Origin of the sequence: Protofrankia sp. Cas4, assembly GCF_963555915.1 — a bacterium.
In the GTDB taxonomy this organism is placed as follows: domain Bacteria; phylum Actinomycetota; class Actinomycetes; order Frankiales; family Frankiaceae; genus Protofrankia.
Genome location: NZ_CAUVXL010000036.1, coordinates 1 through 26790, shown reverse-complemented (window position 1 = coordinate 26790; position 26790 = coordinate 1). Strand labels below are relative to the sequence as shown.

Below are 26790 nucleotides of genomic sequence, written 5' to 3'. Positions count from 1 at the left end.
TCACCGAACACCGCCTCCTGCTCGTTCACCATGACAGGCCGTCCCTCCGAGCCGTTAGCACTCCGGAGCCTGCGGCCTCCGGGGATGCGATCTGACGAACGTCGCACGCCCTTTGACCCTCCAGACGCGCCAACGTCGGGTGAGCGAACCTGTGAGCGCGCACCGTCGCGTCGTAGTGTCCCTCTTGACCGCTGGGCGGCGCTCACGGAAAGGTGCTCACATGGTCACGATCGCGGCAGTAGGCGACCTGCACATCGAAGCCGGGGCCGGGCCCAGGTTACGAACACTGTTCGAACGGGCCGCGGACGAGGCAGACGTGTTCCTGCTCGCCGGTGATCTGACCGAGGGCGGTGAACTCGCCCAGGCTGCCGCCGTCTGCGAGGTGTTCGGCGGCCTTGACCTACCCGTGATCGCCGTGCTCGGCAACCACGACCACCACGACGGCAGGCAGGCCACCATCACCGAGATGCTGTCCCGGGCCGGGGTGACGGTTCTCGACGGATCTACCGTGACCGTGCCCAGCGACGGGACAACTATCGGTATCGCAGGCGCCAAAGGCTTCGCCGGCGGCTTCACCAGCCGCAGCGCGGAAAGTTTCGGCGAAGATGAGATGAAGTCCTTCGCCCGCCACGGTGAACAATGCGCGCAGACCTTACGCGCCGCACTGGCAGAACTTGACACCCAGTGGCAAATCGTGCTTACCCACTATGCCCCCGTGCCGGACACGCTGGACGGCGAACCGCTCGAGCTTTTCCCCTTCCTCGGCAGCCATCATCTGGGCGCCGCCATTGACTCATCCGCCGTGCGCGTCGCACTCGCCGTCCACGGACATGCCCACTACGGTCGCGAACGGGGGTTCACCCCGGGTGGCACGCCTGTTCGCAACGTAGCCGCCCCGGTGATCGCGGCTCCCTATGCGGTCTACCGGTTGCCCGCCGATCCCGCTGGGGACGAGATCGTCCGGCTGCGCTGACCCGGTGGCCGACCTCGGGGATGACCTCGGGATGACGCCATCCGGCGCCGATCGGTCGACCTGGGTCACCCGTTCACGCACCTGGTCGTACCTACCCCGCGTAGTCTGATGAAACGACGGGGGCCCGTCGCGGCGACCCGGCACGGCCCGGTCGGCAACCAGCACAGGTCGAGGGCGGTGCGGACGGCATGCCAATGATGTGCGCCGTGACCTTTTCCCCGCGTGGGCGGCTCTTCTACGCCGATCCCGGGCAATATGCGCCGAAAATCGGCGACAAGGTCCTCTTCCCGACCGATGCCGGGCCGGAGGTTGCCGAATGCATGTGGGCACCGCAGTGGGTCAGCGAGGACATCGGCGGACTGCCGGTTCTCGTGGGGATGGCGCAGACCGCCGACATCGAACGGCGCGCGGTCTCCCGCCGCCGCCGGGCCGAGGCGCGGGTTGCCGCAAAGCGATTGATCCGTGAGCACGAGCTACCCATGAAAGTCGTCGGAGTCGACTACATCCAGACCGACAGCATCTTCACCATCTACTTCAGTGCCGACCATCGAGTCGATTTCCGAGCGCTCGTACGCGATCTCGCCCGAACGCTGGGAGCCCGCATCGACCTGCGTCAGCTCTCCGCCCGGGACAGCGCCCGCATCCAGGGCGGGATCGGCTCCTGCGGACGTGACCTGTGCTGCGCCACGTTCCTCACGGACTTCGAACCGGTCACCATACGAATGGCCAAGGACCAGGATCTGCCGCTGAATCCCATGAAAATCAGTGGCGCCTGTGGCCGGCTGATGTGCTGTCTGCGGTACGAGCACCCACTCTACGAGCAGTTCAAGGCGGAGGTCCCGGCCGTGGGTGCCCGGGTGAGTACCCCTGAGGGCGATGGGCGGGTCGTTTCCCACGATGTACCGCGTGACCAGGTCATGGTCAAGCTGGACGCAGGCGGCGGACGATCCGCGTGCAGCCGGGCAAGTGTCTGCGGTTCACGCAAGGCGTACGACGGGGCCCACTCGGGGCCGGACACCACCACCCGGCCCGACCCCACGGCCGGGCCGGGCGGTACCGCCGATGCGGAGGCAGGCAGCTCTCCCGCGGACAGCCCGGCTACCCACCGTTCCCTCACTGTCAGCTCACGTGTTCACAGCGCAGACGGCGGCATCGCCACGAGCGTCGGGACGCAACCCATGACATCGGTTCCCGCGGCTGCGTCACCGGACAACGCCCGGACCCGACGCCGCCTGCGCCGACAAGCAACCCACCCCCAGCACGACCCCGACATACTTTCGTGACTAGACATACTTTCGTGACTAAGAACGACCGACAGTAGGGGTTCGGCGTCGCAAGGCCGGGCCACCGGGCCACCGGCATCGTGATCATGATTTTCCGGTGCCGCACCAGCAGGCCCGCGTCTGCGAACGGCTCAGGGGTCGAAGCGGTATCCCATACCGCGCAGGGTGGTGACCAGCCGACGTTGCGGCGGCCGCCCCTCGACCTTGGTCCGTACCCGGCGAACATGCTCGGTCACAGTGGCCGGATCCTGGAAACGCGTGCCCCAGACCTGCTCCAACAGCTCCTCACGGCTGAAGACACGGCGGGGGTGACTGGCCAGGAAGGCCAGCAGCTCGTACTCGCGCGCGGTCAGATCAATACGCTCACCCGCGACCGCGACTTCACGCGCACGCAGGTCTATGGAGACATCGCCATAGACCAGCGGGTCGTTCCCGTCCCCGGTGCGCTGCGGCGGCGGCTCCACCGGACGGCGGCGAAGCCGTGCCCGCACGCGTGCGACGAGTTCCCGAAGCGAGTACGGCTTGACCACGTAGTCGTCGGCGCCCAGTTCCAGGCCGACGACACGGTCGACCTCTTCGGCCCGTCCTGTCAGCATGATCACAGGTACTTCACTGGTCTGCCGCAGCCGGCTCAGGACGGCAAATCCGTCCATGCGCGGCATCGCGACGTCAAGCACAACAAGATCGACCTCAGTGGTCTGGAAAAGCTTGAGCGCGGCTTCTCCGTCTGCCGCCTCCAGCACTCGATACCCGAACCGTTCAAGGCTGCGGGCAAGCGCAACTCGAGAAGCTTCGTCATCCTCCGCGATGAGTAGAGAAGCCCCCCTCGTCGCTGTTGCAGTTGCGTCCCCGGTCATGGTCGAAACCCTACGCACGCTCTCCGGAACCGCTGCGAGCGGGGTGGTGGGCAAGGCCCGACCTCGAGATTCCAACACATTTCTGTAACATAATGATTACATGCCGTCAATAAATAGTCATCAGAAACACACTGGATCAGCATCCCGATTCGATCTTCCAGATCTCGGTGGCCCCACAACGTGGACCCGGTGGGTCGCCGGCTCATCGGCTCCGGCGGTCCTACACCGATGATCGCCCACCGCCGACTCAGGGAAGCCGACGTGGTCTGGCATACTCAGGATGCAGGCCAGCACCATGCCGGAGTAGCTCAGTGGCAGAGCAATCGCCTCGTAAGCGATAGGTCGCGGGTTCAATCCCCGCCTCCGGCTCAGACCCTGTCTTACCAGGGTTCTTGCAGCCCAGAAGCGATCAACCCTCGTAGCGCATCGGTCGCTCAGGTATCAACTTTCGACGGTACGGACGCGATCACAGCTCCGACGCGCCGAGTGGGAGGCGGCCCGTCCGGCTCCTGCATGGCATGGCGCGGCGCATGCGGCACGGTGAGCACCGGTGAAGATCCCTTCACAAACCCCGGGCTGAGCTTCGTCGGGCAGCGGCAGCGGCGGCACGAAGCGGGGCGGGAAGGACTACACCGCCTCCCACTCAGTTGATCACGGTACGACGACCTGCCCGCGCTGCGGCGGCGAGGGGACGGTGACCCGCCGATGACCGACCGACCCGCACGTGATCCGGAGCGGATGGTGACCGCGGTCCGGGTGCAATGCAAGCAGTGTCGGCGGGCGCAAGGTGCGGCACTCGCCCGCGCGAGACGTAGCGGGGGCGGAAAAGGTGAACTTCCCGCTACGGCGGTAGGTCGCTGCCCGCACTACGAGACGATCTGGGCGCCTGGTTACGGTCCCGAAGGTGAGCCTCCGCCAGACTCGGGATGGTCTGACCGGACGCCGCCAGTTTGACCTCATTCGGGTCGGTGCGGTCGCGTACCAGAATGTCCAGTAGCATAGTTTCCCGTTAGTATCGGAGCGTCGCTACGACCGTTTGAACCCGCCGCTTGATTCCGCCCGTGTCTTCATGCTGACTACGGAGACGCATGAAAGCCGCCCCCCGTAAAAGCGGCCTTGAGCTGTGCCGTCGCCGGTCACCACCACCGTGCCCCTGCCGCCACACCGTGGACACGTCGGTGGAGGTCCAGAGTGCTTCGCCATGTGGTCGTCTGCCTGCTGACAGAGCCCTCCAGCATGATCCCATCTAACAGGCGTGACATGGCAAGCGCTCAGCGTGTGGGGATAGTGGTTACTGAGCGCGGTCGTGGTGGTGAATCAGTGAAGATCCCTCACCACGACCGCGATCAGCGGCTCCCACCGGTGCGTCACGACCGCGTCAGGCGTACCTCACGCAGACTTCACCTGCGGCGCGGGATCTTCCGCGACCTCGGGTGTGTCCTCGTCGTGCTGCTCATCCGTCGGGGTGGCCGATTCCTTCTCGCGCAGGACCGAGGCGAGGATCTCCCGCTCCGCCTCGGTCCGGCCGACCCAGGACGCACCTTCGACCGACTTGCCCGGCTCAAGGTCCTTGTAGACCTCGAAGAAGTGCTGGATCTCCAGCCGGTCGAACTCGGGAAGGTGCCTGATGTCACGCAGGTGCTCCTGGCGGACGTCCGCGACCGGCACACACAGCACCTTGTCGTCCGGGCCTTTCTCGTCGCTCATCTGGAACATGCCGATCGTGCGGCATCGCACCAGGCAGCCCGGGAACGTCGGCTCCTCCAGCAGGACGAGCGCGTCCAGAGGATCACCATCCCGGCCCAGCGTACCCTCGATAAACCCGTAGTCCGAGGGATAATGAGTGGACGTGAACAGCATCCGGTCGAGCCGGATACGCCCGGTGTGGTGATCCATCTCGTACTTGTTGCGTTGCCCCTTCGGGATCTCGATGGTCACATCGAACTCGAGGTCCACACCGTCCCCTGTCATGTTGGTGGGCGCGTCCCGTCCGGAGCGCCCGCGTGTTCTGTACTTGTTACCAGTATCTGCGGCTACGACCGCCGCCCAGGACCGCCGCGACCCGATCATGTAAAATCAGCCATCCGCCGCTTACCTGGCGCCGACGGACGGGGTGGCCCCGCGGTGAAGTCTCCCGACCTCGATCGGCTGCGGAGTCTGTCCGGGATATTCCCCGTGCAGGTGATGCGACTCGGATTCACCCGACGTAGTCTCTCGCAGGTGTCCCCTGGGATGCGGAGTCGGGTCGGCGGGCTGACTGCCATCACCGGGGCTCTGCTTGCCGGCCAGCTCTCCGTCGCTCCGCCGCAACGACCGGGCGTCGCCCACACCGACTCCCGACCGGCGGCAGTCCCCTTCGCGGCACTGGATCCGGCAGCGCGGGCCGCCGACCCCGCCACGCTGGGCGCCCGGCTCGCCGGTCCGCTGGCGAACCCCGCGTTGGGCAACCCGGCGGGGCTGGTGGTGGACGCGCTGACCGGGGCCCTGCTGCTGGACCGCCGGTCCGACCTGCCGACAGCACCGGCGTCCACCTTGAAGACCGTGGTGGCCGCGGCCGCGCTGACCACGTTCGGCCCACGGGAAACCCTTACGACCCGGGCCTTCTACAGTCCACCCGCCACCGCGGATGGTGCTGCCACCACCGTTGTCGGCGGCGGGACCCTGTGGCTGGTGGGTGCGGGCGATCCGACCCTGACCGCAGCCGCCGGGCCCACCGGCTACCCGTCCTTCGCACGCCTGTCGGACCTCGCCACACAGGTACGTGGGACCGGCGTCACCCAGGTCGACCGGGTGGTCGCAGACCAGACACTGTTCACCGGACCGCCCACTGGTGAGGGCTGGCGCGACAGCTATGTGACCGACGGCAACGTCACACCGGTCTCCGCGCTCGAGGTGGACGGCGGTCGCGGCGCTGCGGGCGCGACCGGCCCGCGCACAACCACGCCGGCGATGGCCGCTGCCAACGCGTTCGCGGCGGCGCTGCGCCGCTGCGGAGTGCAGGTCAACTCGACCGAAATCGGCGCCCTGCCAGCCGCCGGCGCCGCCCAACCTGGCGCACGGCAGCTTGCCGCCGTCCAGAGTCCGCCGATCCCGGTGCTGGTCGAGCGAATGCTCACCTACTCCGACAACGACCTCGCCGAGAGCCTCGGCCGGCTGGTGGCCCACGCCCGCGGCCTGCCGGCTTCGTTCGCCGGCGCCACCAGTGCGGTACTCGACGTGCTGCGGGAACTGGGCGTGCCGACGGCCGGAACCTACCTTGCGGACACGAGCGGTCTGTCAACATCCAACCGGATTGCCCCGGCCACCCTCGTGGCACTGTTGCGGACGGCCGTCCTGCCCGGGCACCCAGCGCTGCGAACACTGATCACAGGGCTCCCGGTGGCCGGGTTCTCCGGGACGCTGAACGACCGCTACGACTCGGCCGACACCCGAGCCGGTGCCGGCGACGTGCGGGCGAAGACCGGCAGCCTGCGGATCGTGACAAGCCTCGTCGGCCAGGTTGTGGACAGCGACGGCCGGCTGCTGTTGTTCGGCTTCTTCGCCCCCGTGGAGGAGGCCGGGGCCACCCGTGCCGCCCTCGACCAGGTGGCCGTCGCGCTCGAGTCCTGCGGATGCTGAGTGCAACCCACCGATGACAGGCACGCGCGGGCGACAATGCCTGTCATCGTGGGGGGGAGGGACATAGGCTGGCGGATGTGGACGCCGAGCTAGTCGACTGGGACCTCGCGGTAACGACAGCGCGGCGGCTTGTCCGACCTGGCCCGCCCGTGGCCCGCTCCGAAGCGGACACGGTGGTTGCGGAGCTGCGACGGCTGGCCGTCGAGGCGGAAGGCCATGTCCAGGCATACACCAGGCTGGAACCGGCTGGTCCGCCGACACCGATCGTCGTGGTGGACCGGCCGGAATGGGTCCGGTCGAATGTCGCCGGCCTTCGGGTGGTGAGCGAACCGCTGCTCGACAAGCTCGCGGACCGCGATCGAGGCAAGCTGTCCACGGCTGTTGGCCGCCGGGTCACCGGGGTACAGCTCGGCACCGCGCTGGCCTACCTCGCAGGCAAGGTTCTCGGCCAGTACGAGGTCTTCCTCCCCCCCGATGAAACCGATGCACCCGGAACACCCGGGACACCCGGGACACCCGGTGAAACCGGCGCGGCGGGACATCCGGGACGCCCAGGGCGACTCAGCCTGGTCGCACCGAACATCGCCCATGCCGAACAGGCGCTGGCCGTCAACCCGCACGACTTCCGGTTGTGGGTCTGCCTGCATGAACAGACCCATCGCATCCAGTTCACCGCCGTCCCGTGGCTGCGGACGCATCTGGAGCACGAGATCACCTCCTTCATCGAGGCGACCGACCTCGACGCGGACGTCCTCGCCGAACGGGTGCGATCGGCCGTCTCCGCGCTGCGCGGCGCCGTGCTCGACCGTGGGCCGAACGCGCCGAGCATCGTCGAGGCCCTGCAGACGCCCGCCCAACGCCAGGTCCTGGATCGACTGCAGGCACTGATGACCCTGTTGGAGGGGCACGCCGACCAGGTCATGGACGCGGTCGGCCCCAAGGTCGTCCCGACCGTCGCCGAGATCCGGTCACGCTTCGACAACCGTCGCGGTGGTGGTTCACCGATCGACCGCTTTGTCCGCCGCCTGCTCGGACTGGACCTCAAGCTGCTGCAGTACCGCCAAGGTGGCGCCTTTGTCCGGGCTGTCGTTGCCGAGGCGGGGGTCGACGCGTTCAACCTGGTCTGGGAATCTCCCGAGACGTTGCCGACCCGGTCGGAGCTGGTCGATCCAGGCGCCTGGATGCAACGTGTCCTGGGCTCGCGCCCGTCGATATCGGCATAGTGCGTGATCGGAATAGTGTGTGCCTGCCCCGGGCAGCACGACCGTCCCGCCGTCTGTGCCTGTGTCTGTGCCTGAACCGGTGCCTGTGCCTGTGCCTGAACGCCATGCGGGAGTAGCCGCCATGGCCCACCGCAGGGCCGCGGCCGAGGTCCGGGTCGCGCTCCGCCGCTCGATTGCCGACCTCCCCCCGGGCAGCCTGGTGCTCGCGGCCTGCTCGGGCGGTCCGGACTCACTGGCGCTGGCCGCCGCGCTCGCGTTCCTGGCACCGCGCCGGGCGCTGCGCGGCGGGCTGCTCACCGTCGACCACGGTTGGTATGAGGGTTCCGCCGCCCAGGCGGACACAGTGGCCGCGCAGGGACGGGAGCTCGGCCTCGACCCCGTCGAAATCCTGCCGGCGCGCTCACCGCGTTCGGAGGGAGCCGCCCGCGACGCCCGCAGGTCCGTTCTGACCTGCACCGCCGAGCGCCTGGGCGCGAGCGCCGTGCTGCTCGGCCATACCCTCGACGACCAGGCCGAGACGGTGCTGCTGCGACTCGCCCGCGGCTCCGGCGCACGCACGCTGGCGGGCATGCCGCGCAGCGACGGCCTGTTCCGGCGCCCGCTGCTGGACATCCGCAGGTCGGTGGCCCGAAACGCCTGCCTCGCCGACGGGCTCACCCCGTGGGATGACCCGACCAACGCTGACGAGGCGTTCGCGCGGGCCCGGGTCCGCCACCGGGTCCTGCCTGTTCTGGAGGACACCCTCGGCCCGGGTATCGCCGAGGCCCTCGCCCGCACCGCCGACCTGTTGCGGGCGGACAATGAGGCGCTCGACGCCGATGCGGCGGTTGTCTACGACCAACTGGCCCACCCTGCCGGGCCGGCCGGCGCAGCCGTCCGCATCGACCTGGACCTCGCCGGCCTCGCGGGGCTCAGCACCGCGCTTCGGGGCCGGGTGATGCGGCGGGCGGCACGTACGCTCGGAAGCGCACCGACCGGGCTGCGAGCCGATCACATCCGGGCCATGGACGAGCTGGTGACGAGATGGCGCGGACAGAAGCCGGTCCCGCTGCCCTCGGGTGTCATCGCGACGCGCGCCGATGGCAGGATCTCGGTAGCGCGGCCTCCGGGGTTCGCGACCTGCGGATTCGAGGCCTCCGGCCGGTGCGATGGATACCCTCGACCCGCGCCCGTGACACCCGGGTCGGGGACCCGGCCAGACACCTCCACGCCCGCCGCCGACGGTGGCGAGCCGCGTGGAAACACCAGGGAGGCTCAGGTGAGCACTGCGCACACGGTGCCCGACCGGACCGGGTCCGACCGGACCGGGTCAGCCGGCGCCGGGGCGGAGGACCGGCCGCGGGCCAGCCCGCATCCCGACATCGCCGAGGTCCTTGTCAGCACCAACGAGATCGCCACCAGGATCAGGGAGCTGGCGGCGCTGGTCGATGCCGACTACGCCGGTCGCGAGGTGCTGCTCGTCGGTGTCCTCAAGGGCGCGGTGATGGTGATGGCGGACCTGTCCCGGCTACTGACTGTGCCACTGACCATGGAGTTCATGGCCGTCTCGTCGTACGGCTCGGCGACGTCGTCCTCAGGCGTCGTGCGCATCCTCAAGGACCTGGACCGCCCCATCGAGGGCAAGGACGTCCTGGTCGTCGAGGACATCATCGACTCGGGCCTGACCCTGTCGTGGCTGCTGCGCTACCTGCGGTCGCGCAGCCCGGCATCGCTAGAGGTGCTCGCGCTGCTACGCAAGCCGGCGGCACTGGCCGTCGACATCGACGTACAGTATGTCGGCTTCGACATACCGAGCGCCTTCGTCGTCGGCTACGGTCTCGACTACGCCGAGCGTTACCGCACCCTGCCATATGTCGGAACGCTGACCCAGGATGCGATCGACCGCGGCGCCCGATGAGAGCGTCCGGCGGATGGACCGGTGCCGCCGGTTTTCCAGCGTCGGCTGGGCACCTCCAGCCAACCGAGAAGATCCAGAACACTGCACATCGGGGGACCCCACTGATCACCACGTGCTCTGACGGCTACGAACCTGTTCGACGAACCACCCATTCGGGGCACCGAGGTGGAACAGGACGCTTCCCTTGCCCGTTGCTCGGATGTACGCGCGGTAAGGCGCGGGTACCGGCGGTACCCTCGGCACAAGGGAATCCCGAACGAGGGCAGTACACACGTCAGGAGGGTGGAGCGCGCGTGTCCAGCGCTCCAGGCAGATGACTCCAAGAAGAATCTTCCGCGGCTGGGTGCCTCTCGGGCTCCTGGCCCTGTTCGTGATCATTCTCATGACCGGGGTGTTGTCGGGTTCAAGCGAGTACACCAAGAGTGACCTGAACTCCATCCAGCAAAAGATCGAATCGGGTCAGGTCGTCAGCGCCACAATCCAGGACTCCAAGCAGCGCATCCAGATCAAGACAAAGGACGGAAAGTACGAGTCGTCCTATGTCAGCCGCCAGGCGACCGATCTCGCCGACAAGCTCCACGAGAAGGGGGTCGCCTACGAGGTCAAGGTCGATCAGGGCAACATCTTCGTGTCGTTGCTGCTGAACCTCCTACCAGTGCTGCTGGTCGTGCTGCTGCTGTTCTTCTTCATGAACCAGATGCAGGGCGGCGGCAACCGGGTCATGAACTTCGGCAAGTCCAAGGCCAAGCTGGTCAGCAAGGACACACCGAAGACGACCTTCGTCGATGTCGCGGGTGCCGACGAGGCGATCGAGGAACTCCAGGAGATAAAGGAGTTCCTGGAGAACCCGGGCAAGTTCCAGGCGATGGGCGCCAAGATCCCCAAAGGGGTACTGCTGTACGGACCGCCTGGAACCGGCAAGACGCTCTTGGCCCGCGCGGTCGCGGGTGAGGCCGGCGTGCCGTTCTACTCGATCTCCGGCTCGGACTTCGTCGAGATGTTCGTCGGTGTCGGCGCAAGCCGGGTACGGGACCTGTTCGAGCAGGCCAAGGCCAACGCACCAGCGATCATCTTTGTGGATGAGATCGACGCGGTGGGTCGCCACCGTGGCGCCGGTCTCGGCGGTGGCCACGATGAACGCGAGCAGACCCTCAACCAGCTCCTGGTCGAGATGGACGGGTTCGACGTCAAGGGCGGCGTCATTCTCATTGCGGCCACGAACCGGCCCGACATCCTGGACCCGGCGCTGCTACGCCCGGGACGGTTCGACCGCCAGATCGTCGTCGATCGCCCCGACCTGCTCGGCCGCGAGGCGATTCTGAAGGTCCACGCCAAGGGCAAGCCGATGGAGCCCGACATCGACATGCTGACCATCGCGCGGCGTACGCCGGGGTTCACCGGCGCAGACCTGGCGAATGTGCTCAACGAGGCTGCGCTGCTCACGGCCCGGTCCGACCAGAAGTTCATCTCCTCGGCCCTGTTGGAAGAGTCGATCGACCGGGTGATGGCCGGGCCGGAACGCAAGAACCGGGTCATAAGCGACAAGGAGAAGAAGCGGATCGCCTACCACGAAGGTGGGCACGCCCTCGTCGGACACGCCCTGCCCAACAGCGACCCCGTCCACAAGGTCACGATTCTGCCCCGCGGCCGGGCGCTCGGTTACACCATGCAGCTACCGCTCGAGGATCGTTACCTGCGTACCCGATCGGAGATGTTGGACGAGCTCGCGATGTTCCTGGGCGGGCGGACCGCCGAGGAACTCGTCTTCCACGAGCCGACCACAGGTGCCAGCGACGACATCGAGAAGGCGACGAAGGTCGCCCGAGCCATGGTCACCCAGTTCGGCATGAGTGACACGCTCGGAGCGCTGAAGTTCGGCGGTGAGAGCAACGAGGTGTTCCTCGGGCGCGACATGGGCCACCAGCGCGACTATTCCGAGCAGGTTGCCGCGGAGATCGACGCGGAGGTTCGCCGTCTGATCGAGTCGGCGCACGACGAGGCGTGGGAGATCCTCGTTCAGTACCGGGACGTACTGGACAACCTTGTTCTGCGACTCATGGATGCCGAAACGCTCGGCAAGGACGCGGTTCTGGAGATCTTCGCGACAGTCCAGAAGCGGCCCAGCCGCGGCTCGTACACGGGGGTGGGCAAGCGCCTGCCGTCCGACCAGCCGCCGGTGATGACCCCGGCCGAGCTGGGGCTGGCCAAGCCCGGCGATGTCACGGATCTGGTACCCAACGCCACCATCGGTCAGGGCGGCCGGACCAATGGTGCCGCACACGGCAACGGCAGCAGCGTGCCGGCGGCCACCGGGAATGGGTCCGGATCCGGTCAGGTTTCCTCCGATGACCACGCCACGGCGACGGAGCAGAACGCGGGCGGCGGATCGGCACCTGCGGAGCCGACGTCGGCCGCACCGAAGATGTCCAACCCTTGGGCACCGCCGACGCTGCCGAACGACGACGACAGGGGACGCCGTTGACGACCGATTACGGTCTCGCACCCACCGGGTACACGTCTTCGGCTCCTGCCGACGTTCCAGGGGATGTTCCAGGGGATGTCGCCGGGATCGGCGCCGACGGCGTCGCCCCCGGCGACGGTAAGGGTGTTGCCGGCAGTGACGGTCCGCCCGAGCGGCAACGGCCTGATCTGGGGCCTCGGGCGGTCCGTCCCTTCGACCACGACCGGGTGGCTCGCGCTGTGCGTGAGCTTCTGATCGGCATCGGGGAGGACCCGGATCGGGAAGGCCTGCGCAAGACCCCGGAGCGGGTCGCGCGGGCCTATCAGGAAGCGGTGGAGGGCCTCGGCCGGGACCCGTCCGAGGTGCTCACCACCGTCTTCGACGAAGGTCATGAAGAGATGGTGCTGGTTCGCGACATCGACTTCACGTCGTTGTGCGAACATCATCTGGTCGCGTTCGCAGGCAAGGCGCATGTCGCCTACATCCCGAACGAAGCCGGGCAGATCACCGGGCTGTCGAAACTGGCGAGACTCGTCGACCTGTACTCGCGCCGCCCGCAGGTGCAGGAACGGCTCACCACCCAGATCGCCAACGCGCTGGAGCGGGCGCTGTCACCTCGTGGGGTCATGGTCGTCGTCGAGGCCGAACATCTGTGCATGTCCATGCGGGGAGTCCGCAAGCCCGGCGCCCGTACGGTCACCTCAGCCGTGCGCGGGCAGTTCCTGAGCACCGCGACCCGCAGCGAGGGAATGTCGCTGATCCTCAGTCACCGCTGACGACGGTCAGTCCTGCATCGACTGGATCTCCCGGGTGGCCCGCCGAAGCCGGGCCGACAGGCTCCGTGCGATCGCCCGGTAGATCGCGTCGCAGGTGCGCGGGTTGCTCCGGCGCAGTTCTTCGAACGCGGCAAGGGAGAGCACCTCGCACTCGGTCGGCTCCGCCACCGTGATGCGGGTGGAGCGCAACCCGCCGTCGACAAGTGCCAGCTCGCCGAAGGCGGCCCCGGCCGGCACGGTGTTGAGGCGGAGCCACCGCACTGCCTTTCCCGCTTGAACCTCGGCGTTGACCAGACCGCGGGTCACGAAGTAGATGGCATCGGCCGGGTCGCCCGCATCGAAGATCACTTCCCCACGCTCATAGGACTGGCTCCTGGTGAGCGATCGGACGACCGCGACCTCGTCGCGTGCCAACTCGGCAAGCAGCTCCTGCCCGGCGAACGGGACCCGGACGGTCGGTGGGAGCGTGGTGAGGTTCGCCCGCATCAGCAGGGCTTCCTCACACCACTCGAGCGCGATCTCAAGATCAGGAAGTCGCTCGGTGGACCAGTCCGAGCGCATCAGCCCGGCGACGGCCGGGAGCGCCCGCGGGTCGACGAACAGCGTCGTGACCTTCCGATCCGCGAGATCGGCCAACAACACCCGGAGCAGGCAGGCAGCCGGTTCGTCGATAGCTGCGACCCGCCGCAGGTCGAATACGATCCACGAGATGCCGTCAAGGTGATCAACCACTGTCCGTAGCAGCCGCTCCGCGCTCGCGAACGCAAGATCGCCCTGAAGCTCATACACGACGAACGCCGCACCCGACCGCGCAAGAACCTCCCTGTCCCGTTCCGGCCGGACCCGCTTGGAGCTGACCGTGTCCCCGCGGTAGGTGAAGCGGACCGGATGCGCCGGCTGACCCCCCGGGCGCAGCAGGTGCAAGGCGAAACGCTCGGACATCTCTCGACAGGCGAGAACCCCACGGACGCTGTTGCCCTTGTGATCCAGGAGAGGACTATAGAGGCCGACACCCAGCTGGCCCGGCAGAACCGCGCAGATCCCCCCTGCGACGCCGCTCTTGGCCGGCAGCCCGACCCGCAACAACCACTCACCAGCGTGGTCGTACATACCGCAGGTACCCATGACCGCGAGAACGCTGCCCACGTCCGCCTCGGACACGACCCGCTGCTTCGTCAGTGGGTTGACGCCGCCGAGCGCGAGTGTCGCCGCCATGACGGCCAGGTCGGTACCGGTGACGAGAACGGCGCACTGCCGGAAGTAGATGGAACAGATCTCATCAACCGATCCCTGCAATGCTCCGGCGTTACGCATCAGGTAGGCGATGGCGCGGTTACGGTCACCGGTGGCCTGCTCGGACGCGAAGACCTGTTCGTCCACGTCGAGCTCGCGGCCGGCGAACGCCGACAACCCCTGACGAATTCGCTCGAAACGCTCGGCCGGATCCCGTCCGTCGATCAGACTCGCGGTGAGGATCGCTCCCGCGTTGACCATCGGGTTCAACGGCCGGCCGGTACCGGCTTCAAGCGTGATGGCGTTGAAGGCGTCGCCGGTAGGCTCGACCCCGACCCTGCGGATGACGTCGTCAAAACCACGATCATGCAGAGCGAGGGCATAGACGAACGGCTTGGAAACCGACTGGATCGTGAACGGCACCATGCTGTCGCCCACACTGTAGCTGTGGCCGTCCATTGTTGTCATGGCGATCCCGAAGGCATTCGGGTCGGCGTGCGCAAGCTGTGGGATATAGGTGGCAACCGCTCCGTCGCGATTGTCGCGAAACCCACCGTGCAGTTCGCCGAGTAGTCGTTCGATCGGCCCGCCCGATGGCGTCCCCGCACCGACCGATGCGGGGACATGCTTAGAGTGCGGCGCAGGAGCCTCGTTCACTCTCCGCCCCCGTCTCCCTTCCAACCCACCTGGCACAAGATACTCTTCGCACTTTCGGGATGCGGCTGGTCGCTGAAACCACCGGCGTGCTACTACAGGCGGCAGGCCCGGATCGAGGAGACCATGATGCCCCGGGCGCCGATCTCCCACAGATCATCCATCACCCGGTTCACCTCGGCGTGGAGCACCATGGCGCGCACGGCCACCCAATCCTCACGCTGCAACGGTGAAATCGTCGGCGACTCGTAACCCGGGGTAATCTCGCACGCCTTTTCCAGTACTGAATTGGGAACGTCGTAGTCCATGATCGCATAACGCCGAGCGACCAGGACCCCCTGAATGCGACGCAGCAGGCGCTCGTGGGCGGGCACGAGCTCCAGCCCCTTCTTCACGATGACAACGGCCTCGGAACGCAACACCGGCTCACCCACCAGGGCTAGGCCGTGAGCACGCAACGTGCGCCCGGTCTCCACCACGTCCGCGACGACATCGGCCACTCCGAGCCGGACGGCCGTCTCCACCGCGCCGTCAAGTTTCACGATGCGGGCATCAATGCCGCGCTCGGCCAGGTCGGCCGCGACCAGGCCGGGGAACGACGTTGCTATGCGCGTCCCGGCCAGGCCCGCAATGCCGTCCAACGCGCCAAGCGGCGCGGCATAGCGAAAGGTGGAGAACCCGAACCCGAGCGGCAGCAGTTCGTCAGCGGCGACACCACTGTCGATAAGGAGGTCACGGCCGGTGATGCCGATGTCAAGGTGACCCGCCCCGACATAGACGGCGATGTCGCGAGGCCGGAGGAAGAAGAACTCGATATCGTTCTCGGTGTCGGCGATGACCAGTTCCGCCGATTCCCGATGCGCCCGGTAGCCGGCGTCGACGAGCAACTGACTGGATGCCGTGGCGAGTGCACCTTTGTTGGGCACCGCGAGTCGAAGCATCATAGCCCCCGTGTCACAGTTTGGCACCGGATACACACAGAACATCGACCGTCACAGCTTCGAGTATACGTCCTCGGGGGCGAGACCCGCGGAAATCATCACCAACTGACTCCAGTACAACAGCTGCGACAACTCCTCCGCGACCCGCTGCGGCCCCTCGTACTCGGCCGCCATCCAGGTTTCGGCGGCCTCTTCGAGGAGTTTCTTCCCGATATGGTGAATCCCTTTTTCGAGAGCGTCGACGCTACCGGATCCTGCGGTCCGTTCGCGCCATTTTTCGGCGAGCTCCAGATACAGTTCATCGTACGTTTTCATCGTTACCGAAATCCATCCTTCCCACCGGTCGCAAAAATGATCACCCTGGCCGCTGGGAGGATCTGTTCGCCGTCCGGAGGCTCCAGCACCCAGGAGACCCCGTCCGGCCGGCCGCAAAGACATCGGCATGAAGCACATCGGCACGGACCATGCGCATGGTAACGCACCGCCGCCGCGAGTGGACGGGACACCGCGGCAGACACCACCGGCGACGCAGCGGAGTGCGGCCGACGTACCGCCGAGCGCTCTCATGCGGTTTACTGAACGATTGTGTTCCGTCCCTCGCTCGTCGCCACCGACCTCGACGGAACGCTGATCCGATCGGATGGCTCGGTCTCCGCTCGCACCCGGGCCGCGCTGCGCCGGGTCGAGGCTGCCGGCGCGCTCGTGGTGTTCGTCACCGGCCGGCCCACGCGGGTGATGGCCGAGATCGTGGCCCAGACCGGCGCGTCCGGCCTGGCGATCTGCGCCAACGGCGCGCTCGTCTACGACCTGGACAACAATTCGACAGTCACGCATCGCGCTCTGGACACCACCACGGCCCTGTGGCTGACCGCTGAAATCCGGGCTCTCGTGCCCGATGCCGCCTTTGCGGTGGAAAGCGGTACCCGTTTCGGGCGGGAACCGACCTTCGTCACGATGTGGCCCGATCCACACGAATGCGTCGGTCACATCACCGAACTTCTGCTGGCGATGCCGGCGACAAAACTACTGGTCCGGCGGGAACTACGCGGGATCACCCTGGCCGACGCCTATGTCGCGATCGCGCGGATCGCCGGCTCGGCCGCAGTGGTCACCACATCGAGTCACGATCTCGTCGAAATCGCCGGAGCGGGTATCTCCAAGGGAGTCGCCCTGGCGGAGATCGCCGCGCAGTACGACATATCCGCGCAACACACGATCGCATTCGGTGACATGCCGAACGATCTGCCGATGTTCGCCTGGGCCGGGCACGCCGTCGCGGTCGCCAACGCACACCCGGAGGTCCTCGCGGCAGCTGACGAGATCACCGCCTCGAACGACGCCGACGGCGTGGCACACGTCATCGAGCGCCTCTTCCCCTGACCCGTCCGGAGGGCGCTGGAGCGCCCGCCGGCCGCCCTTTGGAGCAGATCGTTTCTCCAGGGGTCAGGATGAGGTCATGGCCACATCTGCCACCACCTCGGCGGGGGGCGCCGGCGTCGGCCGCACCGGGCACGGCGGTCCGGCCGCGCCCGACACGCGGTCCCATGACATCGACCCCGAGTTCCTGACGCTGCCCCACGCGGCGCTCGCGGACGCCGCACTGCAGACCGCCCGCGACTGTGGGGCGACCCATGCCGACATCCGCATCGAACGGACCCGCGACGCGTCGCTGTCGTTCCGCGACGGCGGCCTGGAGAGCCGCGGCGACGGCCTGTCGGTCGGTTTCGCCGTCCGGGTCGTTCACGACGGGACGTGGGGATTCGCCGCCGGCGTCGACCTCACAGTCGACGAGGCCGTCCGGGTGACCAGGCAGGCCGTCGAGCTCGCGCAGGTGGCACGGCCGCTCAACAGCGAACCGGTGGAGCTGGCCGATGAACCCGTCTACACCGACGCGGTGTGGGTGTCGGCCTACGCGGTCGACCCGTTCACGATCGAGACCGCCGAGAAGATCGAACGGGTTGGCGGGCTGTGCCGCACGCTGATGACCGCCAGGGATGTCGACCATGTCGACGGCACGCTCGGGCAGGTGATGGAGAACAAGTTCTACGCGGACCTGGCCGGGACGACCACCACCCAGCAGCGGGTCAGGGTGATCTGCCAGCTCGAGGCGACCCGGGTCGAGCGCGCCGCCGGCGGCTTCGAGACCATGCGTACGATCGCGCCCCCGGTCGGCCGCGGCTGGGAGTGGCTGGTGGCGGGTCCGGCCGCGGGCTGCTGGGACTGGGACGGCGAGATCGCGCTCATCCCATCTCTGCTGGCGGAGAAGGCACAGGCATCCTCGGTGGAGCCGGGCCGCTATGACCTGGTGATCGATCCGTCCAACCTGTGGTTGACCATCCACGAGTCGGTCGGCCATGCCACCGAACTCGACCGCGCGCTGGGTTACGAAGCCGCCTACGCGGGCACGTCGTTCGCAACCCTGGACAGGATCAGGTCACTGTGCTATGGCTCCCCCGCCATGCACGTCACCGGCGACCGCACCGCCCCGCACGGCCTGGCGACGATCGGCTACGACGACGAGGGCGTGCAAGCCGGGCAGTGGGACATCGTCCGCGCCGGAACTCTGGTCGGCTACCAGCTCGACCGCAGGATGGCCGCGCAGAACGCCGTCGCACTCGGCGTGCGGAGTTCCAACGGCTGCGCGTTCGCGGACTCCCCCGGACACGTGCCGATCCAGCGGATGGCCAACGTGTCACTCCAGCCTGCCCCAGGCGGGCCGGCCACCGAAGAACTGATCTCCCGGGTGGAACGCGGAATCTACGTCGTCGGTGACAAGAGCTGGTCGATCGACATGCAGCGGTACAACTTCCAGTTCACCGGCCAGCGGTTCTACGAGATCCGCGGCGGCCAGCTCGTCGGGCAGCTGCGCGACGTCGCATACCAGGCGACCACCACCGATTTCTGGGGGTCGCTGGAGGCCGTGGGCGGCGAGGCGACCTACGTCCTGGGCGGTGCGTTCAACTGCGGCAAGGGCCAGCCCAGCCAGGTTGCCCCGGTGAGCCACGGTTGTCCGTCCGTGCTGTTGCGGGGCGTGAACATTCTCAACACCCAGCGAGAGGCGGGCCGGTGAGCGCGATGCAGTCCCACGAAATCGTCGAGATGGCGCTGGCATCGTCACGGGCCGACGGCGCCGTGGTGATCGCCGGCGAGTCGAGCACAGTGAACCTCCGGTGGGCCAACAACACCCTGACCACCAACGGCGCGGCCCGGGACCGGTCCGTCACCGTGATCAGCGTGGTGGGCCGCGCGTTCGGGGTCCGCTCCGCGAGCAGTGTCTCCGACCGCGACGACCTGGCGAAGCTGTTGCGGCTGTCCGAGGCCGACGCCCGCGAGGCCGGAAACGCCGACGACTACGCCGAGCTGCTCGGTCCCGACGCCGACGGCTACACCGAGGTCACCATGGCGCACCCAGGCGGCGGGACAGCGGTAGCGGCCGCGCACGCAGTAGCGCAGACAACCTTCGCGGACCCCGCGCAACGCACCAGCACCAGCGTGTTCGCCGCATTCGCCCGCGATCTCGGCGACGCCTTCGAGGCGGCGCGGGCCGACGGGCGGCGCCTGTTCGGTTTCGCCCAGCATGAACTGACCACCACCTGGCTCGGCACCTCCGCGGGGCTCCGGCTACGGCACAGCCAGCCGACGGGCTCCGTGGAATGGAACGCCAAGAGCGCCACGCCCGGCGGCTCGGTGTGGCATGGCCAGTCCACGCACGACTTCACCGACGTGTCCGTGCCGGACACCGACGCGCTCCTGCGCCGGCGTCTGGCCTGGGCCACGCGCTCGGTGGAACTGCCGGCCGGCCGCTACGAGACGTTGCTGCCGCCGTCCGCCGTCGCGGACCTGCTCACCTACGCCTACTGGTCGGCCGCCGGCCGCGACGCCGCCGAGGGACGCACCGTCTTCAGCCGGGCCGGCGGGGGCAGCAGAATCGGTGAGACGCTCGGCCCGCCCGGCCTGCACCTGTTCAGCGACCCGTTCGACCCGGAGCTTTCCGCGACCCCGTTCGTGATCGCGGCGTCCTCGTCGGCGACATCCAGCGTGTTCGACAACGGACTGCCGCTGCGACGCACCGACTGGATCATGGATGGCAAGCTGGCCGCGCTGGTCCAGACCCGTGCGTCGGCTCGTGGTGGCGCCCTGGAGGGCCAACGGGCGGGCGACGATCGTGCGATCGCGCGCCCGCAGGCCCCAAGCCCCGGAGCAGTTGCGGTGACCCCGTTCGTCGACAACCTGACCCTCGACGGCGGCGGGACCGCATCCCTGGAAGAGATGATCGCGAATACTTCTCGCGGGCTGCTGCTGACCTGCCTGTGGTACATCCGTGAAGTCGACCCGCAGATCCTCCTGCTCACCGGGCTCACCCGTGACGGCGTCTACCTGATCGAGGACGGCGAGGTCGTCGGTGCGGTGAACAACTTCCGTTTCAACGAGAGTCCGGTGGACCTGCTGGGACGGCTCACCGAGGTCGGGGCAACGGTCCGGACGCTTCCACGCGAGTGGGCGGACTGGTTCACGCTCGCGCGGATGCCGGCGGTGCGCGTCCCCGACTTCAACATGAGCTCGGTCAGTCCCGCCAGCTGACCCGGCCCGGCGCGCAAACTACAGATAGGCGCCGCGACCGAACTGCTCACCGGACTGGGAACCGCTTGGCAGGGCCCGCCGCCGCATCTCCTCCAGCTGGGCCCGCGCGGCCATCTGCTGGGCGAACAGCGCAGTCTGGATGCCGTGGAAGAGCCCCTCGAGCCAGCCGACGAGCTGCGCCTGGGCGATCCGGAGCTCGGCGTCGCTCGGGGTCTGCGTCTCGTCGAAGGGAAGGGTAAGACGGCCCAGCTCGCTCTGAAGCTCAGGGGCCAGCCCGTCGGAGAGCTCTCTGATCGAATTACGATGGATCTCCCGAAGGCGGAGCCGGCTCGCCTCGTCCAGCGGCGCCGCCCGTACCTCCTCCAACAACTGTTTGATCATTGCGCCGATCCGCATCACCTTGTCCGGCTGGGAGACCATCTCCATGAGCGTGTTCGACTGGTCGCCTTCGCCGTCGGTGACGTGGGACGCATCAATGCCGCTGCCGATGGCGCCGGGCACGATCCGCGGGCGAGCACCCGAGGTATCGGTATCCACAGCACCGTCCGGTCCGACGATCACGACCCGCGGGTCCGGTTGATCTGCCATGGGTCCATCCTGCCTGGTCGCGCCGAAAGGCATGCGGGCAGGATGGATGCGGTCCTGATCCGATCACCTTCGGCGACATTTTGCCTCACTTCAAGGACTCACTGTAATCAAGATTCACAGCAAGTAGGACCTTACCCACATGCCCGAGGTCCTCGACATGCCGATGCGCGTCGGCGACCCGCTCGATCGGGACCACCCGATCGACGACCGGCCGGATCGTGCCGGCCTCGACCGCCGGCCAGAACTGCTCACGAACAGCGGCCACGATCGCCGCCTTCTGCGCGTCCGGCCGGCCACGCAAGGACACCGCGTGTACGCCGCCCCGCTTCGCCAACAGCGTCCCGAGGTTCAGTTCGCCCTTTCGTCCGCCCTGGAGTCCGATCACGACGATCCGCCCCTCGACGGCCAGCGCGTCAACGTTGCGCGCCAGATAGGAACCACCCATGTTGTCGAGAATGACGTCCGCTCCGCGACCGTCGGTGGCCTCCTTCACACGGGCGACGAAGTCGTCGTCCCGGTAGGAGATGGCAAGATCTGCTCCGAGTTCGCGGACCCGCGCCAGCTTCGCCGAGCTGCCCGCGGTGGTGACGATCGTCACCGACGGTCGAAGCGCCCGCACCGCCTGGATCGCGAACGTACCGATCCCCGATGCGCCGCCGTGCACGAGGAAGACCTCGCCGTCGCTCAGCCCGGCCAGCCCGAACACCGTCGAGTGGACGGTGGCGGCGACCTCGGGCAGCCCGGCGGCCTCGACCAGCGACACACCCGCCGGTGCCGCAAGCACCTGGGTAGCGGGCACGTTGACCCTGGTCGCGTACCCGCCGCCGGACAGCAGCGCACAGACCTCGTCGCCGACCTGCCACGCCGTCACACCGTCGCCGACCGCCGTGACCAGGCCGGAGCACTCCAGCCCGAGCACCGGCGAAGCGCCCGGCGGAGGCGGATAGAAACCCTGTCGTTGCAGCAGGTCTGCCCGGTTGACCGCGGAGGCGACCACATCAATGGCCACCTCACCCGGGCCCGGGAAAGGTAGATCGGCCACCGCGGCCCAGGACATGACCTCAGGACCGCCCGACGACGTCACTGTCACCGCATGCACAGCGCCACGGTATCCGCACGGCAGCCGTCAGCGTAACGGCAGGGCTGGCACCAGCCTATGCTGGAAACGCCAGACGTAGATCGCAGACACGTAGCAGCAGACGGTAGGGATCCGACGGCCAGTCGGAGAAGATCCCCAGGTTCCGGCACCACTCGCGAGCCGAGGCATCCTCGACATTGATGATGAGGATCGGCGTGCGGGCCGGCCCCGCGGCGTACGCGACCTGCGCCAGGGCGTCGGCCACGAGCGCCCGGCCGACGCCGCGATGACGATCCGCGAGGTCGACCCCGACCCTGGAAATGATCAGTACCGGTGTCTCCCCTCCGTCACCCGCAAAGCTTCCGCTCGATAGCGCATAGTAACCGGCAACGTCGTCTCCGGACCCCCGCCGGATGACCCGGACCCGGTTACGCCCGCTCTGGGCGGCAATGAGGGCCTGCTCCCGCAACCAGGTCGTGGTCGGCAAGGATCCGCAGTCGAACCCCGAGCGGGAATGGTAGGTAGCCAACGTCTCAATGCCGCTGTACCCGTGCCCGTGCGCACCGGCCCCCGGCCCGGCCGTTGCAAGAAGGCTTTCAAGCCCCGCCGGCATGCGCGCGGGTTCGGCCACCAGCGCCCTGACGTCAGCCTCCTGTTCGGCCGAGAGACAGAAGAGTCGACGGTCGGCCAGAAGGTCGGTCGCCGCTCTGGTGGCGTGAGCGATCACGAAGTCGGTGATCGGAATTCCCGCCGCGTCACTGGCCGCGGCCAACAGGCGCCATGCCTGCCCGTCTTCGCCGGTACCGACAGGATCGATGTTCACCATCGACATCCGTGAACCTCCAACATCCCATGACATTACTCAAAGAACTTATATACTATACCCACGGTAATGAACCGTGGGTCGCCGCACCCCTGTCACCGGGCACTCCAAGCACGTTCTCACGCGTTCATCGGTCGGGCTTCACGAATGACTCAGATCGCGGCGGGATCGTGACACCATGGATGCCACCTGGCTACGCGACAGCTCGGTTTCGACGCTTGCGCCCCCGGCCCGCACGCGACCACCGTTGCGCTCACCCCTCTCACCCTCACCACCGTCCGCGCTCCCGGTGGACACGCCGGTGGACACGCCGGTTGGGCGCGAGAAGCCGGCATCGTCTGCACGCCGCCGCCTGGCCCTGAGCCTGATGGCGCTGAGCCTGGCAACGGCGAGCGCCGGCGCCGCGGTGGGCGCCGCCGTCACGACCATCGCCGACCAGCCCCCGGCGGTCAGCGCCGCCGCAGCGACATCAGGATCAGCGGTCGAGGCCAGCGCACCGAACACTGTCGCCGCCGCCGCCATGAAAATCGAACCCAGTGTGGTCACGCTCGAGGTCGTCGGCCGCCAGGTATCGGCGGTCGGATCCGGGGTGGTGATCCGTGCCGACGGCTACATCCTCACGAACAACCACGTGATCGCGAGTGGCGGTACGATCAACGTCCGCATGCAGGACGGTACCCGGTACGCCGCAACGCTCATCGGGCAGAACACCACCGCCGACCTCGCCGTCATAAAGATCAACGCAACCGGACTGACGCCCACGACGTTCGCCGACTCCACGGACGTACGGGTAGGCGATCAGGTTGTTGCGGTGGGAAGTCCGCTCGGGTTGTCCGAGACCGTCACCGCCGGCGTGGTCTCGGCCCTCGGTCGTCAGGTCGACATCAGCGCAGGCACCGCCGGCACGGGCGGCGCCGTGAGATACCAGGCGATCCAGACCGATGCCGCGCTCAACCCGGGCAACTCAGGCGGCGCGCTGGTCAACTCGGCCGGTGAACTGATCGGCATCACCTCGTCCATCGCCACGACGAGCAGTGGGACGAGCGCCTCTCCTGGCCGGCAACAGTCCGAGTCCGGCAACATCGGCGTTGGCTTCGCCATCACCGCCAACCAGGCCCGCCAGGTCGCAGAGCAGATCATCGCCGCGGCCAGCCGCTGACGGGACGGGAGCCGAAGGCGTCATCCGGGGGAAGACAGGCCGGTTCGGGTTCGGGCTCGGCCGGGGCGGGCTCGGTATAGGGCGATGGTTCGCGCGGCGCGGGAGGGAGGTCCGGAGTATCCGGAAGCAGCGGACCCGGGTCGTCCGGAACGGGAACGTCCGGATCAAGCGGAGGCGGCGTGCTGGGTTGGTGCGGACGAACGGCCAGCCGGCGCCGACCACCTAGCGCGTCCGGCCATGCACGCACCCCGGCCCCGATCCTTGATCTGCATCCCCTGTTGCCAGGCACTCTGACGCGCGACGCAACCATAGGGGCGGGGATACCCGGACCAACGGAGACCGGAAACATCGTCGCAAAGATCCAGTACTGATCATAAGACCGCCCGCTGCGTACGCCGAACAGGCCCGTGACGTCGGCAGTTGCGTACAACATCCCGTAAGACCCGATCTTACCATCGGATGACCGAATTATGCCAACCAGGCAGAGACCTCACTCTGGCGGTCGGACATACTTCGACTACATTGCCTGCGGGACTGCACCTCGATGATCGGCTGATTCCTGCCAGATCGTTGGGAATGCGTCGGCCATCGGACGAGCTACGGGAGCACGCCGGTTGGAACGGGACGACTACACCGATGGCGGCACATCCGCCAGCCCACCAACGGCGACTCGACTGTCCGTGACGCCACCACCGACGACCAGCACCGGCGGCACAGCGTATCCGGATGCCGAGGAGGCCGGCTCCCCGGACAGTCCGCGTCCAGAATCGGAGTTCCACGCCTTCTTCGAGCAGTATCATCGCCAGCTCGCACGGCTCGCCTACCTGCTGACAAGCGACCACGACGCCGCCGATGACATCACGGCCGACGCCTTCACCGCCGCCTGGCGGCACTGGGGCAGAGTGCGTCAGGTTGACAACCCGTTGGCGTACATGCGCCGTACGGTCGCGAACATGGCAACCAGCCGGCTGCGGCGGATCATGCGTGAGCGGCGTGGCCTGGGCATGCTCGGCACCATGGCCGAGACCCACTGCGCTGACACCGACGTGCCAGCCGTCGTCGACGTCCGGGCTGCGCTGATGTCACTTCCGACCCGCAAGCGGGAATGCGTGGTGCTCCGTTACGCCTTCGATCTGTCAGAGTACGAGACCGCTCGCACACTGGGCATATCCATCGGCACGGTCAAGAGCCAGACGTCCAAAGGCGCGGGCGAGCTTGAACGACTCCTGGAGACAAGCGTACGCGACACCGAGCGGTTGACGCCGTCCCCACCTGCAGCAGCGCCTTCGGCACAATCAAGGAAGAAATCAGGCGCACGCAAGGGACTACCGCGCCCGCGGCGGGAGGCTGACCCACCGGCCCGACTGCGGGGAGGAGAGGCCACGTGACAGCCGCCCGCCGCAGACGCGATCGTGGTCCTGGTCGCCGCCGCGCCGGCCGCGCTCAGGCGGACGCTGCATCATGGCTGCCGGCCGCGCTGGCCGACGAGGCGTTCACCCATGAGCCGGACAGCGCCAGGATCCGCAGGCGCATGGCCGGCACAGCTGGCACTGCCGGCACAGCTGGCGCAACGCTCTCGTCAGACGCTGGCAGCCGCGATCGCCACGGCGGCATGCGACGCGGCGACGACTCCTGGCCACCAACCGGCCTACGGTCGAGGCCGGACCGCTGGGGGTGGGTGCCCCGCCAGCGTCCAGCAGTGATCGCCGTTGGCATGGCCACCGGCGTGCTGAGCCTTGCCGCGATCACCGTGATCGGCGTGCGGGCGATCACGCTGCAGGACGAACGCCGGGCCATCACAGCTGTGGCGGCATCAGTTCCGCCAACCTCGGCCTCGCCCCACCCCCCAACCACGCCGCCGTCCCCCAAGCCTTCACTACCGGGCGGGCAGCAACAGACCGCCCCGCCATCAACACCATCCGCCACAACCACACCGACAGTCACGACCCCGCGGACCGGTATATCGGCATCAACCAGCGCAATACCACCGATTCAACTTACTCTAGTAACAATTCCAACACAACGGGTTGTTCTTCCCCTGCCGAATGTCATGGACTGGGTACTCTACGGACCTGGCGCTGATGGCAGCGTCCGCGAACGAGCGCGTGCCGCCTTCAGCAACCCCGCCATCGGCCAGCTCGGCATCGTCGGGGCCACCCCGACAGCGGTGACCGGCATGACCGGCCGTTTCGACTGGAGCGGAGGCAGCCCGCAGGCGACCGGTAAGGACTACATCGATCGTCTAGCCGTACCGGCTTCCGGTGAAATCAGGCTGACCATCTCGCTGACGTCCGGCGTGGACGGCCATCTGGACCTCTATCTGGGCACCATCGGGGTACGCGGCATGATCCGAACCGACCTGGACGGACAAGCCGGTCCCGCCATGTCGCTGGCGCCACCCCAACCGGGCCGGTGGACCGACGCGATCGTGCGGATCAACTTCCGAGGAATCGCCGGCCCACACAGTATGACGGTCATGGTGTCAACGGCGGACGGGTCCGGGTCCGGGTCCGGGTCCGGGTCCGGCCAGCCTGCTCAGGGTTTCCAGCGCGGCGGCAGCGGCGGCACCTCGCCCCGGCAACCAGCGGCAGTCTCGGCCGGACAGATCTCGCTCGCCGCCGCGATACTGCTCGGCAGTTAGAACT

22 protein-coding genes and 1 tRNA gene are annotated in these 26790 nt (G+C 67.7%); 14 read left to right on the top strand and 9 right to left on the bottom strand.

Features of this window, described 5'->3' with window-relative positions; translation table 11 throughout:
- The first annotated feature begins 220 nt into the window (after positions 1–220).
- Complete coding sequence (locus U9979_RS03950; RefSeq protein ID WP_322747732.1) at positions 221–973, top strand: metallophosphoesterase family protein; 753 nt, start codon at positions 221–223, stop codon at positions 971–973.
- 188 nt (positions 974–1161) lie between these two features.
- Positions 1162–2256: a regulatory iron-sulfur-containing complex subunit RicT gene (locus U9979_RS03945; RefSeq protein ID WP_322778310.1), complete on the top strand. Its 1095-nt coding sequence runs from the start codon at positions 1162–1164 to the stop codon at positions 2254–2256.
- Positions 2257–2387: 131 nt separating this feature from the next.
- Here the strand turns inward: U9979_RS03945 and U9979_RS03940 are convergent, their stop codons facing one another.
- Positions 2388–3113: a response regulator transcription factor gene (locus U9979_RS03940; RefSeq protein ID WP_322747734.1), complete on the bottom strand. Its 726-nt coding sequence runs from the start codon at positions 3111–3113 to the stop codon at positions 2388–2390.
- 297 nt (positions 3114–3410) lie between these two features.
- On the opposite strand from U9979_RS03940, the gene U9979_RS03935 reads away from it, so the two are divergent.
- Positions 3411–3482 (top strand) — tRNA-Thr (locus tag U9979_RS03935).
- A 1020-nt stretch (positions 3483–4502) separates the two neighbouring features.
- Here U9979_RS03935 and U9979_RS03930 read toward each other — a convergent pair.
- On the bottom strand, positions 4503–5084 hold the full coding sequence (locus U9979_RS03930; protein ID WP_416210464.1) for an inorganic diphosphatase: 582 nt from the start codon (positions 5082–5084) through the stop codon (positions 4503–4505).
- A gap of 261 nt (positions 5085–5345) precedes the next feature.
- Here U9979_RS03930 and dacB point away from each other — a divergent pair, with 261 nt between their 5' ends.
- The 5 genes from dacB (at position 5346) to folE (ending at position 13088) form a co-directional block, all read left to right on the top strand.
- Positions 5346–6731, top strand: a complete 1386-nt coding sequence (gene dacB / locus U9979_RS03925) for a D-alanyl-D-alanine carboxypeptidase/D-alanyl-D-alanine-endopeptidase (RefSeq protein ID WP_322778309.1) — start codon at positions 5346–5348, stop codon at positions 6729–6731.
- Between the two features lie 77 nt (positions 6732–6808).
- On the top strand, positions 6809–7954 hold the full coding sequence (locus U9979_RS03920) for a zinc-dependent metalloprotease (RefSeq protein ID WP_322778308.1): 1146 nt from the start codon (positions 6809–6811) through the stop codon (positions 7952–7954).
- A gap of 121 nt (positions 7955–8075) precedes the next feature.
- Entirely contained in the window at positions 8076–9851 is a 1776-nt protein-coding gene (gene hpt / locus U9979_RS03915; protein ID WP_322778312.1) for a hypoxanthine phosphoribosyltransferase, read from the top strand.
- 313 nt (positions 9852–10164) lie between these two features.
- A complete protein-coding gene (gene ftsH, locus U9979_RS03910) occupies positions 10165–12333 on the top strand; it encodes an ATP-dependent zinc metalloprotease FtsH (protein ID WP_322766523.1) in 2169 nt (722 codons plus the stop codon).
- 86 nt (positions 12334–12419) lie between these two features.
- Positions 12420–13088, top strand: a complete 669-nt coding sequence (gene folE / locus U9979_RS03905; RefSeq protein WP_416210122.1) for a GTP cyclohydrolase I FolE — start codon at positions 12420–12422, stop codon at positions 13086–13088.
- A gap of 6 nt (positions 13089–13094) precedes the next feature.
- Here folE and glsA read toward each other — a convergent pair whose 3' ends face one another.
- From glsA to U9979_RS03890, 3 genes are all read right to left on the bottom strand, one after another.
- A complete protein-coding gene (gene glsA / locus U9979_RS03900) occupies positions 13095–14978 on the bottom strand; it encodes a glutaminase A (RefSeq protein WP_322778307.1) in 1884 nt (627 codons plus the stop codon).
- Positions 14979–15070: 92 nt separating this feature from the next.
- Positions 15071–15916 (bottom strand): ATP phosphoribosyltransferase, encoded by an 846-nt coding sequence (gene hisG, locus U9979_RS03895; RefSeq protein ID WP_322747741.1) that lies wholly within the window; start codon positions 15914–15916, stop codon positions 15071–15073.
- A gap of 51 nt (positions 15917–15967) precedes the next feature.
- Positions 15968–16231 carry a phosphoribosyl-ATP diphosphatase gene (locus U9979_RS03890; RefSeq protein ID WP_322747742.1) on the bottom strand — a complete coding sequence of 88 codons (264 nt, stop codon included), beginning with the start codon at positions 16229–16231 and terminating at the stop codon, positions 15968–15970.
- A 270-nt stretch (positions 16232–16501) separates the two neighbouring features.
- Between U9979_RS03890 and U9979_RS03885 the strand changes: the two genes are divergently transcribed.
- From U9979_RS03885 to U9979_RS03875, 3 genes are all read left to right on the top strand, one after another.
- Positions 16502–17296 carry a Cof-type HAD-IIB family hydrolase gene (locus U9979_RS03885; RefSeq protein WP_322747743.1) on the top strand — a complete coding sequence of 265 codons (795 nt, stop codon included), beginning with the start codon at positions 16502–16504 and terminating at the stop codon, positions 17294–17296.
- A gap of 76 nt (positions 17297–17372) precedes the next feature.
- On the top strand, positions 17373–18986 hold the full coding sequence (locus U9979_RS03880; RefSeq protein WP_322778306.1) for a TldD/PmbA family protein: 1614 nt from the start codon (positions 17373–17375) through the stop codon (positions 18984–18986).
- A 5-nt stretch (positions 18987–18991) separates the two neighbouring features.
- A complete protein-coding gene (locus tag U9979_RS03875) occupies positions 18992–20497 on the top strand; it encodes a metallopeptidase TldD-related protein (protein ID WP_322778311.1) in 1506 nt (501 codons plus the stop codon).
- A gap of 18 nt (positions 20498–20515) precedes the next feature.
- Here the strand turns inward: U9979_RS03875 and U9979_RS03870 are convergent, their stop codons facing one another.
- The 3 genes from U9979_RS03870 to U9979_RS03860 form a co-directional block, all read right to left on the bottom strand.
- Positions 20516–21085, bottom strand: coding sequence for a bacterial proteasome activator family protein (locus U9979_RS03870; RefSeq protein WP_322747746.1), 570 nt, complete (start codon positions 21083–21085; stop codon positions 20516–20518).
- Between the two features lie 85 nt (positions 21086–21170).
- The gene (locus U9979_RS03865) at positions 21171–22184 is read right to left on the bottom strand and encodes an NAD(P)H-quinone oxidoreductase (protein ID WP_322778305.1); all 1014 of its coding nucleotides are present in this window, start codon (positions 22182–22184) and stop codon (positions 21171–21173) included.
- A gap of 55 nt (positions 22185–22239) precedes the next feature.
- Positions 22240–22986, bottom strand: a complete 747-nt coding sequence (locus tag U9979_RS03860) for a DUF1778 domain-containing protein (RefSeq protein WP_322778304.1) — start codon at positions 22984–22986, stop codon at positions 22240–22242.
- A gap of 178 nt (positions 22987–23164) precedes the next feature.
- Here U9979_RS03860 and U9979_RS03855 point away from each other — a divergent pair, with 178 nt between their 5' ends.
- Both U9979_RS03855 and U9979_RS03850 read left to right on the top strand, forming a co-directional pair.
- Positions 23165–24145 (top strand): S1C family serine protease, encoded by a 981-nt coding sequence (locus U9979_RS03855; protein ID WP_322778303.1) that lies wholly within the window; start codon positions 23165–23167, stop codon positions 24143–24145.
- A 614-nt stretch (positions 24146–24759) separates the two neighbouring features.
- The gene (locus tag U9979_RS03850; RefSeq protein ID WP_322778302.1) at positions 24760–25533 is read left to right on the top strand and encodes a SigE family RNA polymerase sigma factor; all 774 of its coding nucleotides are present in this window, start codon (positions 24760–24762) and stop codon (positions 25531–25533) included.
- Positions 25534–25588: 55 nt separating this feature from the next.
- Here the strand turns inward: U9979_RS03850 and U9979_RS03845 are convergent, their stop codons facing one another.
- Positions 25589–25999, bottom strand: a complete 411-nt coding sequence (locus U9979_RS03845; RefSeq protein WP_322778301.1) for a hypothetical protein — start codon at positions 25997–25999, stop codon at positions 25589–25591.
- 196 nt (positions 26000–26195) lie between these two features.
- Here U9979_RS03845 and U9979_RS03840 point away from each other — a divergent pair, with 196 nt between their 5' ends.
- The gene (locus tag U9979_RS03840) at positions 26196–26786 is read left to right on the top strand and encodes a hypothetical protein (RefSeq protein ID WP_322778300.1); all 591 of its coding nucleotides are present in this window, start codon (positions 26196–26198) and stop codon (positions 26784–26786) included.
- Positions 26787–26790: the final 4 nt, after the last annotated feature.